The 9,930-nt window shown below is 70.5% G+C and carries 11 protein-coding genes; 6 read left to right on the top strand and 5 right to left on the bottom strand.

Annotation, left to right across the window (positions count from 1 at the left end; all coding sequences use genetic code 11):
- On the bottom strand, positions 1 to 915 hold a 915-nt coding region (locus C1I93_RS24135; RefSeq protein WP_438819588.1), incomplete at its 3' end, for a phosphotransferase family protein.
- A gap of 27 nt (positions 916 to 942) precedes the next feature.
- Between C1I93_RS24135 and C1I93_RS24130 the strand changes: the two genes are divergently transcribed.
- The 5 genes from C1I93_RS24130 (at position 943) to C1I93_RS24110 (ending at position 5,232) form a co-directional block, all read left to right on the top strand.
- The gene (locus C1I93_RS24130; RefSeq protein WP_181445302.1) at positions 943 to 1,539 is read left to right on the top strand and encodes a DUF4240 domain-containing protein; all 597 of its coding nucleotides are present in this window, start codon (positions 943 to 945) and stop codon (positions 1,537 to 1,539) included.
- 14 nt (positions 1,540 to 1,553) lie between these two features.
- Entirely contained in the window at positions 1,554 to 2,087 is a 534-nt protein-coding gene (locus tag C1I93_RS24125) for a DUF4240 domain-containing protein (protein WP_111245572.1), read from the top strand.
- Positions 2,088 to 2,272: 185 nt separating this feature from the next.
- On the top strand, positions 2,273 to 4,150 hold the full coding sequence (gene lepA, locus C1I93_RS24120) for a translation elongation factor 4 (protein ID WP_111245571.1): 1,878 nt from the start codon (positions 2,273 to 2,275) through the stop codon (positions 4,148 to 4,150).
- 185 nt (positions 4,151 to 4,335) lie between these two features.
- The gene (locus C1I93_RS24115) at positions 4,336 to 4,626 is read left to right on the top strand and encodes a GlsB/YeaQ/YmgE family stress response membrane protein (protein ID WP_111245570.1); all 291 of its coding nucleotides are present in this window, start codon (positions 4,336 to 4,338) and stop codon (positions 4,624 to 4,626) included.
- 318 nt (positions 4,627 to 4,944) lie between these two features.
- A complete protein-coding gene (locus C1I93_RS24110) occupies positions 4,945 to 5,232 on the top strand; it encodes a GlsB/YeaQ/YmgE family stress response membrane protein (RefSeq protein WP_093407532.1) in 288 nt (95 codons plus the stop codon).
- Between the two features lie 135 nt (positions 5,233 to 5,367).
- On the opposite strand, the gene C1I93_RS24105 is transcribed toward C1I93_RS24110, so the two are convergent.
- The 3 genes from C1I93_RS24105 to C1I93_RS24095 form a co-directional block, all read right to left on the bottom strand.
- Positions 5,368 to 6,273: a phytanoyl-CoA dioxygenase family protein gene (locus C1I93_RS24105; protein WP_111245569.1), complete on the bottom strand. Its 906-nt coding sequence runs from the start codon at positions 6,271 to 6,273 to the stop codon at positions 5,368 to 5,370.
- Between the two features lie 219 nt (positions 6,274 to 6,492).
- Complete coding sequence (locus C1I93_RS24100; protein WP_223256324.1) at positions 6,493 to 7,356, bottom strand: hypothetical protein; 864 nt, start codon at positions 7,354 to 7,356, stop codon at positions 6,493 to 6,495.
- Between the two features lie 121 nt (positions 7,357 to 7,477).
- Positions 7,478 to 8,266: an enoyl-CoA hydratase-related protein gene (locus C1I93_RS24095; protein WP_111245568.1), complete on the bottom strand. Its 789-nt coding sequence runs from the start codon at positions 8,264 to 8,266 to the stop codon at positions 7,478 to 7,480.
- A 20-nt stretch (positions 8,267 to 8,286) separates the two neighbouring features.
- Between C1I93_RS24095 and hemW the strand changes: the two genes are divergently transcribed.
- Positions 8,287 to 9,510: a radical SAM family heme chaperone HemW gene (gene hemW / locus C1I93_RS24090; protein ID WP_111245575.1), complete on the top strand. Its 1,224-nt coding sequence runs from the start codon at positions 8,287 to 8,289 to the stop codon at positions 9,508 to 9,510.
- 7 nt (positions 9,511 to 9,517) lie between these two features.
- Here the strand turns inward: hemW and C1I93_RS24085 are convergent.
- Positions 9,518 to 9,930 (bottom strand): DUF4870 domain-containing protein (locus C1I93_RS24085; protein WP_146603569.1); only part of this gene is annotated, 413 nt, incomplete at its 5' end.

Genomic DNA, 9,930 nt, shown 5'->3' with positions numbered 1-9,930 from the left:
GGGTGGGGTGGACGCGGAGGTGAGGTGGTAGCCGGCTAGGGCGGCCAGCGTGACGTCGAGCGCGTCCGGGGGCGCGTCGGTGGCGGCGGGGTGGGTGGCGAAGCGGGTGTCGACGTCCAGGCCGCTGGCGTACCCGGTGATCAACAGGTTGGCCAGGTCGAACCAGGCCGGGCCGTGACACAGCCAGGTCCAGTCGCAGAACCAGGCCTGCCCGGTCGGGCCGATCAGTACGTTGTCCACCCGCAGGTCACCGTGGGTGAGCCCGGTGCGTTCGGCGGCGTACTCGGGCAGCCGGGACTCCAGCGCGACCAGTTCGGCCAGCCGCCGTGCTGCCGAGGCGGGCAGCGGCGGGGTGGGTTCCCGGCCGGCGGCCACCTCACCCCACCAGAGGATGTCGTCACGGGCCAGGTCGGCGAGCCGGGGCAGGCCGAGGTCGGCCAGCTCCGTCGGGGGTACGGCCAACGCGGCGGCGATGTCGGCGTACCCGGTGAGGGTGGCGTCCAACTCGGCCGGGCGCCACGGTAGCCGGGGAGTGTGGCCGTCGACCGGGTCCAGGCAGAGCGCGTACCAGTCGGCCTCCCAGAGGGTCCAGCGCAGCCGGGGGGCCGGCAACCCGGCGGGCAGCCGGGCGAGGATCGCGGCCTCTCGGGCGTACCAGTCGACCAGGTGCGGTTGCTCGGCGTGGGCGGCCGCCTTGACGAACGCGCTGCCCCCGTCGGCGGTGCGTAGCACCGCCGCGAACCCTCGGGTGAAGCCGGCACCGGCGCCACGGACCTCGACCACGTCGGCGCCGAGCCGCGCCGACACCGCCGAGCGCAGCGCGGCCGGCAGCGTGCGCCAGGCGGGCCGTTCGGCGGTCGCGTGGTACGCCACGGGCGGCGGACCGGGATCACTCACCCGACCATGCTGCCCGATGTCGTACCGCCCGGCGATACTCGGCGGGTGCTCACGACCGACGATTTCTGGGTGTTGATCGACGCGTCCGCCGTGGCCACCGCCGACCAACACGAGCGGCTCGCCTGGCTGACCGACCGGCTGGCGGAGCGGCCCGCAGACGAGGTGGTGGACTTCGCGGTGCGGTTGGACGAGGCTCGGGCGCGGGTCGACAGCTGGCACATGTGGGGCGCCGCCCTGCACGTGTGCCAAGGACTCTGTTCCGACGATGGCTTCCACTACTTCCAGGCATGGCTGGTCGGGCTGGGCCGGGAGACGTTCGAACGGGTGGCCGCCGAGCCGGATTCGCTTGCCGACCTGCCGCAGATACGTCGGCTCGCCGGCCGCCGAGTCCGTGACTGGGACGACGACGAGTGGCCCGACTGGGAGTCGCTGGATTACGTCGCTGGCGACGCGTACAAGCGGGTCACCGGCATCGCGGACGGCTTGGACGAGGCGGCCGAGGCCCGCGGTCATGAGCTGAGCCTGTCACCCGACCCCACCGACAAGGAGTGGGATCTGGCCGACCCGGTCGAGGTGGCCCGCCGCTTTCCTCGGCTGGTCGCGCTGTTTCCGTCGAATACGCGGGACCGTCGGCACATCTGACAGACTGCCAGGCCATGAGGACCGACGACTTCTGGCAGTTGATCGAGAAGGCCGGTGCCGGTGGGGGAGAGCCGGACGCCGTCGCGGCGCGGGCCGTCGCGCTGCTCGCCGCTCGCGATCCGGAGGAGATCGTCGGGTACGCCCGCCACCAGCAGCGGGTCCTCGCCGCCTCCTACCGGGTCGATCTCTGGGGGGCCGCGTACCTGATCAACGGGGGTGCCTCCGACGACGGGTTCGAGTACTTCCGGGGCTGGCTGATGACGCGGGGCCGCGAGGTCTTCGCCCGCGCGGTCGCCGACCCGGATTCGTTGGCCGAGCTGCCGGAGATCCGGACGGCCTCGCTCAGCGGCGAGGAGTTCGAGTGCGCGCAGATGCTCGCCGTGCCGTGGGACGCGTACCGCAAAGCGACGGCGTCCGATCTGCCGGCGGAGCGCGAGGCGGCGCGGACGCCGGACCTGAACGACTTCTGGGACTTCGACGACGCCGACGAGGCCCGGCGGCGGCTGCCCCGGCTCGCCACCCTCTTCGCGGAGCCACCGGCCGAGTGACGCCTGGTTCGCCCGCGCGGCGGCGGCTGGCGGGCCGGGTGGCGCCTGGTTCGCCCGCGCGGCGGCTGGCGGGCCCGGTGGCGCCTGGTTCGCCCGCGCGGCGGCGGTCCGCCGGGGACGTGGGAGCATAGAGCAGGCCGGCATGCGCCGGCCTGCTCACCGTCAGCCGACCAGAACGGACCGCTGTGCCACCGACGCTCGATCCCGGCGCGAACGCTCCTGGTGCCACCGACCCGGCGCGGATCAGGAACTTCTGCATCATCGCCCACATCGACCACGGGAAGTCGACCCTGGCCGACCGGATGTTGCAGCTCACCGGCGTGGTCGACCCGCGCCAGATGCGCGCGCAGTACCTCGACCGGATGGACATCGAGCGGGAACGCGGCATCACCATCAAGAGCCAGGCCGTGCGGATGCCGTGGACCATCCGGGAGGGCGAGCGGGCCGGCGAGCAGGCCGTGCTCAACATGATCGACACCCCGGGGCACGTGGACTTCACCTACGAGGTGTCCCGGTCGTTGGCGGCCTGTGAGGGCGCCATCCTGCTTGTCGACGCGGCCCAGGGCATCGAGGCGCAGACGCTGGCCAACCTGTACCTCGCGCTCGAGAACGACCTGCACATCATCCCGGTCCTCAACAAGATCGACCTGCCGGCCGCCCAGCCGGAGAAGTACGCCGAGGAACTGGCCCACCTGATCGGCGGCGACCCGGCCGACTGCATCAAGGTCTCCGGCAAGACCGGTGAGGGGGTGCCGTACCTGCTCGACGAAATCGTCAGGCAGTTCGTCCCCCCGGTCGGCGACGCCGAGGCCCCGGCCCGCGCGATGATCTTCGACTCGGTGTACGACGTCTACCGGGGTGTGGTGACCTACGTCCGGGTGATCGACGGCCGCATCAGCGCCCGGGACCGGATCAAGATGATGTCGACCGGTGCGGTGCACGAGCTGCTGGAGATCGGCGTCATCTCGCCGGAGATGGTGAAGGCCGACGCGCTCGGCGTCGGCGAGGTCGGCTATCTGATCACCGGGGTGAAGGACGTACGCCAGTCCCGGGTCGGCGACACCGTCACCATCAACAACCGGCCGGCCGCCGAAGCGCTTGGTGGCTACAAGGACCCGAAGCCGATGGTCTACTCGGGGCTCTACCCGATCGACGGGTCGGACTACCCGGCGTTGCGCGACGCGCTGGACAAGCTCAAGCTCAACGACGCCGCACTCACCTATGAGCCGGAGACCTCGGGCGCGCTCGGCTTCGGGTTCCGCTGTGGCTTCCTCGGCCTGCTCCACCTGGAGATCATCGGGGAGCGCCTGGAGCGGGAGTTCAACCTGGATCTGATCTCGACCGCGCCGAACGTGGTCTACCGGGCGATTCAGGAGGACGGCCAGGAGGTTGTGGTCACCAACCCGAGCGAGTACCCGACCGGCAAGATCGCCGAGGTGTACGAGCCGACGGTGCGGGCCACCGTGCTGACCCCCAACGACTACGTCGGCGCGGTGATGGAGCTGTGCCAGGGGCGTCGGGGCAGCCTGCTCGGCATGGACTACCTCTCCGCCGACCGGGTGGAGCTGCGCTACACGCTGCCCCTCGCCGAGATCATCTTCGACTTCTTCGACCAGCTCAAGAGCCGCACCAAGGGCTACGCCTCGCTGGACTACGAGCCCTCCGGGGAGCAGGCATCCGACCTGGTGAAGGTCGACATCCTGCTGCACGGTGAGCCGGTGGACGCGTTCAGCGCCATCGTGCACAAGGAGAAGGCGTACGCGTACGGCACCACGATCGCCGCGAAGCTGCGCAACCTGATCCCGCGCCAGCAGTTCGAGGTGCCGATCCAGGCGGCCATCGGCAGCCGGGTGATCGCCCGCGAGACCATCCGGGCGATCCGTAAGGACGTGCTCGCCAAGTGTTACGGCGGTGACATCAGCCGTAAGCGCAAGCTGCTGGAGAAGCAGAAGGAGGGCAAGAAGCGGATGAAGATGGTGGGCCGGGTCGAGGTTCCCCAGGAGGCATTCATCGCCGCGCTCTCCTCCGACTCCGGTGACGGTAAGGCGTCCGGGAAGAAGTGACGGGCTGGGTAAGGCGCATTTGACCTGCGGAGATGGATACGGCATCGACTGGCGACAAGATCGTCACTGATGCCGTGGGTGGGGCGTGCCGTCGGGGTCGGTTTGGGATTTCGGCGCTCAGGGAACTGGAGCCGACACGACAGGAACCCCCCACACAACGACTTCTTCAGGTTAGGAGAGCGACAATGGAGCTCACCGTCTGGGGCATCGTCACCGCGCTGATCGTCGGTCTGATCATCGGCGCGCTGGGCCGCCTCGTGGTGCCAGGACGCCAGGACATGCCGATCTGGCTGCACATGCTCATCGGCGTCGGTGCGGCGCTGCTCGGCACCGTGCTCGCCCGCGCGATGGGCATCGCCACGGTGACCGCTGGTGTCGACTGGGCCGAACTCGCGGTGCAGGTCGCGCTGGCCGCGATCGCGGTCGCAGTGGTGGCCGGCGTGGGGAGCCGACGCCGCGGCATCACCCACCGCTGACTCCAGCACCACACACGCCTCGCGGGCGTCCGGCCATACCCGGCCGGGCGCCCGTCGGCGTATTCCCCGCCGTCGGCGTTACCGATTCCCGCGTACCCCGGGGCCTGGCCTTTCGTCGCCTTTCCGCGCGGCCCTCGTACCCGCTTGTCCCGAGGTGCTGGGCAGCCTGGCGAGTCGTCACGTTGCTCGCTGTGCGGTTCGAACTTTCCTGCCGAGAGTCGACATGAAAGCCGGTTTGGGAACTTCGCGGGTCGGGCATTAGGCGGTCACGACAGCAACACCACAAAATCGGAACTTCTTGTGTGAAGGAGAGCGACCATGGAGCTCACCGTCTGGGGCATCATCACCGCGCTGATCGTCGGTCTGATCGTCGGTGCGCTGGGCCGTCTGGTGGTACCGGGCCGGCAGAACATGCCGATCTGGCTGCACATGCTGATCGGTGTCGGCGCCGCGCTGCTCGGCACCGTGATCGCCCGCGCCTCCGGTTTCGCCGAGACCGCCGGCATCGACTGGCGGGAGCTGATGCTCCAGGTGCTGCTGGCCGCCGTCGCGGTCGCGCTGGTCGCCGGGGTGGGCCGCAACCGCCGGGGTGTCACCCACCGGTAACAACTGATACGCGAAGGGCGCCCGACCGTTCAGGTCGGGCGCCCTTCGCGTGCGCCGGGTTGTTGTCAGCGGGTTGTTGTTAGCAGGGGGCCCCTGTACCACACCAGGCGTTAACAGGGGGCCCCTCCTTGCACCTCAGCGGAGCCAGGGGATGTTGCGGTTGAGGAGGTTGCGCTGCTTGAGTTCCTTGCGCAGCGGGATCTCGTCGTCGATGTAGCCGTCCCAGTTGATGCCCCAGTAGTTCGCGGTGTGGGTGCCCTCACCGCAGAGCTGGCGCTGCACCGGCGTGCGGTTGTTCCACCACTCGCTGTCCTTGTCGATGTGCAGCTCGTCCAGGGGGCGGATCCACCGGTAGGTGTAACCGACGAAAAGCATCTTGCGGGTGATGGTCGACAGGTTCGTCGACCGCGAGTGCCACTGGCGCCGGTCGAAGATGAAGGCGTCGCCCGGGTTGGCGGTGATCTCGACGGTGCCCTCCGGGTCGGGGTTGTGCACCGTGGTGTCCGCCGGACGCGGCAGCGAGTTCCACAGGTGGCTGCCCGGGATCACCTTGGTCGCGCCACGGCCGGTCTCCGAGAGGTCGGAGAGCACGTAGGCGACCTTCAGCGAGAACATCGGCCGGGGCAGGTTCGGGTCCATCGTCTCCGGGTCGGAGTTCTGCCGGTACCCGTCCTGGTGCCAACCCCAGTACGGCTTCTCCGGCTCCAGGGCCGGCGGGGTGACGTCGAGGTGGTTGTGGTGGCTGTAGATGTTCCACCCGGCCAGGCCCCACATGTACGGGAAGGCGATCGGGTGGGTGAGCAGGTCACCGAAGAGCTCGTCCCGATCGAGGAAACCCAGCAGGTGCAGGGTGCCGTCCTTGGTGGTCTTGCCCTTGGCCTTCTCCTCTTCGTAGACCCGGTCGACCGCGGCCTCGAGAGCGGCCCGGTGGTCCTCGGTCAGCACGTTGCGCAGCAGGAGAAAGCCCTGCTCATGGAACTCCTTGCGATCGACGTCGCTGATCGGTTCGTAGCCGGTCCGGTCGCCGTAGTCGAATACCACGTCGTACCCCTCCCCAAGAGGTGAAACCAATTCTGGGCACAGGCCGCCGATCGTAACGCGCCGGACCCAGCATCGGGAGGCAGCCGGTGACGGTTCCACAGGTGCGACGACCCAGGGCGGTGATGTGACTACGAAAGGTCACCAGATGCCCCTTGGGTGGGGCATTTGTCGGGCGATGCCGGATTTTGCGGTGACTGCGGGTAAGGAGATCGGAACCGGTCAGGCGTCCCCGAAGACCTCGGCGACCACCTCGGCGGTCCGGTCGGACTCGTCGCCGACCCGGGTCCACGAGTCCCCCCGGTTGGTCCACTCCAGGTCGCCGAAGCGGACCCGCTTCACCCCGTGATCGTTGGCGTGCGCGACCAGCCAGTGCGCGTACCGCCAGCCCTCGCGCTGGTCGCCAGCGGCCACGGTGAGGCCGGTAAGGCTGGCCGTGGTGACCGCGGAGGTAAGCCCCCAGTCGAGGTTGAGCCCCCGGCTCAACGCGGTGGCGGCGGCCTCGCCGCGCATCGCCGGATCCCCGCCGAAGGTGCAGACCACCGCGCCGGTGGCGTTGCCGAGCAGGGCCCGGGTGAGCACCTCCGACTCGTCGGCCCACTTCTCGTACGCCTCCGGGAAGGCGGAACGTTGCACCTTCTGCGCGGCGTCGGTGACCCGCATCTCCTCCCAGCCGCGCACCTTCTTCAGCGCCGCGTAGAACTTGTCGGCGGCGTACCGGGGATCGCGGATCTGGGTGGGGGTGCCCCAACCCTGACTCGGTCGCTGCTGGAACAACCCGACCGAGTCCCGGTCACCGCCCTCCAGGTTGCGCAACCCCGACTCCTGGTACGCGGTGGCCAACGCCACCACCACCGCCCGGTCCGGCAACTCGTGCTGGATGCCGATGGCCGCGATCGTCGCCGCGTTCGCCATCTGGTGCGCGTTGAGGGTCACCGTCCCGTCCGCCTGCACCGTGCACGACCGGCTGGCCAGGGGCAGCCGGATCCTGTCACCGACCTGCCGCATGCCGAGCACCACGCCGATCACGGCGACCAGCACGAGGACGACGAAACCCGCCACGCCTGCCCGAGTCCGCACCCACACCTCCCGTACGACGACCCGCCCAGCGTACGTCCCCGTTCGGCCGATACGCCGTCGTCCGTCCGGTTCCATCACCGCACGTGACGGCCATGCCGAGAGGGAGGTTCCCGGACCGGGCCGCTCCTCACCTGCCGAGTTCGTCCACCCAGCGCGGTGGACGCTTCTCGCGGAACGCGGTGACGCCCTCCATGCCCTCCTCGGAGAGGAAGTAGCGGGTCGAGAGGGCGGAAAGCTCCACCAGCTCAGCGCGCAGGTCGGTGGCGGTTGGGCGGCGCAGCAACTCCTTCACGCCAGCCAGCGCCGCCGGGGCGCCGCGGACCAGGCTGTCGCAGTAGCGCCGCACCACACCGTCCAGTTCGTCAGCCGGCACCGCGGCGGTGACCAGGCCGATCTCGGCGGCTCGCCGGCCGTCGAAGGTGTCACCGGTCAGATACAGCTCGGCCGCCGCCCGGGAGGTCAGCCGGGGCAGCACGGTCGCCGAGATCACCGCCGGAACCACCCCGATCCGTACCTCGGTGAAGGCGAAGGTGGCCTCGGCCGCGCAGACCGCCAGGTCGGCCGCGGCGATCAGACCCAGCCCGCCGGCGCGGGCCGGGCCGGCGACCCGGGCCAGCACCGGCTTCGGGCACTCCCGGACCGCCGCCAGCACGTCACCCAGCATCCCGGCGGGCACCGTCCCGCTGGCGTACGCCGCCGCCGTCTCCTTCAGGTCCGCCCCGGAACAGAAGACCGGACCGGTGTGGTCCAGCACGATCGCCCGGACCGTGTCGTCGGTGACCGCCGTGGCCAGCCCGGCCAGCAGTTCGGTCATCAGCGGGGTGGAGAGCGCGTTGCGGTTGTGCGGGCTGTCCAGGGTGAGGGTGCTCACCCCGTGGCCGGTGGCCACCCGTACCAGCGCGTCGGTAGACGTCATGGGACGGCACACTAGTGGCCATGCCCGGCCTCCTTCCAGCAGGCGAACCCGTCCCGACCGACGGATCGCTGCCCGCCTCCGCCCGCGCCCGCGTCGGCGAACGGGGGTTCGGGGTCTACGTGCACGTGCCGTTCTGCGCCAGCCGCTGCGGCTACTGCGACTTCAACACGTACACCGCAGACGAGTTGGGTGGTGGGGCGAGCCGGGAGGGCTACGCCGACACCGTGCTGGCCGAGTTGGCGCTCGCCGCCCGGGTGCTCGGCGACACGCCGCCCCGGCAGGTGGAGACGGTCTTCGTCGGCGGCGGAACCCCCACCCTGCTGCCCGCCGACGAGCTGGCCCGGATCCTCGACGCGATCGACAGCACCTGGGGACTGGCCGGCGACGTCGAGGTGACCACCGAGGCCAATCCGGAGTCGGTGAGCCCCGCGTCACTCAAACAGCTGCGGGCCGCCGGCTACACCCGGATCTCGCTGGGCATGCAGTCGGCGGCGCCGGGGGTGCTCGCCGTCCTCGACCGCCGGCACCGCGCCGGCCGGGCCACCGACGCCGCGCGTGAGGCCCGCGATGCCGGGTTCGACCACGTCAACCTGGATCTGATCTACGGTACGCCGGGGGAGCGGGCCGAGGACTTCGCCGCCTCGCTGGACCAGGTGGTGGCCGCGGGGGTGGACCACGTCAGCGCGTACGCCCTGATCGTCGAGGACGGCACCCGGCTGGCCGCCCGGATGCGTCGCGGTGAGCTGCCGTACCCCGATGACGACGTCGCCGCGGACCGTTACCTGGCTGCGGAGGCCGCCCTCGACGCGGCCGGTTTCTCCTGGTACGAGGTCTCCAACTGGGCCCGTACGCCGGCCGCCCGCTGCCGGCACAACCTGCTCTACTGGACCGGCGGCGACTGGTGGGGCCTCGGTCCGGGCGCGCACAGCCACGTCGGCGGGGTGCGCTGGTGGAACGTCAAACACCCCACCGCGTACGCCCGCCGGCTGACCGCCGGTGAGTCGCCGGCGCTGGCCCGCGAGGTGCTCACCGCCGACGAGACGCGGATGGAGGACGTCATGCTCCGGCTGCGGCTGGCCACCGGCCTGCCGCTGGACGTGCTCGACGACGCCGGTCGGACGGCGGCGGACCGGGCGGTGGCCGACGGTCTGCTCGCGGCACCCGCGCACGCCGCCGGCCGCGCGGTGCTGACGCTGCGCGGCCGGCTGCTCGCCGACGCCGTGGTCCGGGACCTGCTGCCGTGACCGGACGTCACTTGACCATGTTGACCGTCATCGGATAGCGGTAGTACTGCCCCTCGTTGGCCTTCACCCCGGCGATGACGCCGAACACGATGCCAATGATCATCGCGGCGAAGCCGATGAACACGCCGATGCCGATGCAGCCGAGAATCCAGCCCGCCAGCGCGACGATCGACCAGAGCAGTTGGAAGTTCAGCGCGGCCACCGCGTGCGCGCGGACCGCCGGGGACTGGTTGCCGCGGGCGAGCATCGCGACCAGCGGTGCGATCCAGCCGAGCACACCACCGCCGATCAACATCCCGGCGGCCCCGCCGAAGTGGGCGATCAACACCCAGGTCTTGTCCTCGTTGCTGGCGTAACCGGCGGGGGGCCCACCGTAACCGCCGGGAGGCGTGCCGTAACCGCCGGGAGGTGGGCCGTAGC

The organism is Micromonospora endophytica (genome assembly GCF_003236305.1).
Taxonomy (GTDB): Bacteria; Actinomycetota; Actinomycetes; order Mycobacteriales; family Micromonosporaceae; genus Micromonospora; species Micromonospora endophytica.
This window is presented reverse-complemented; position numbering and strand designations above follow the sequence as displayed.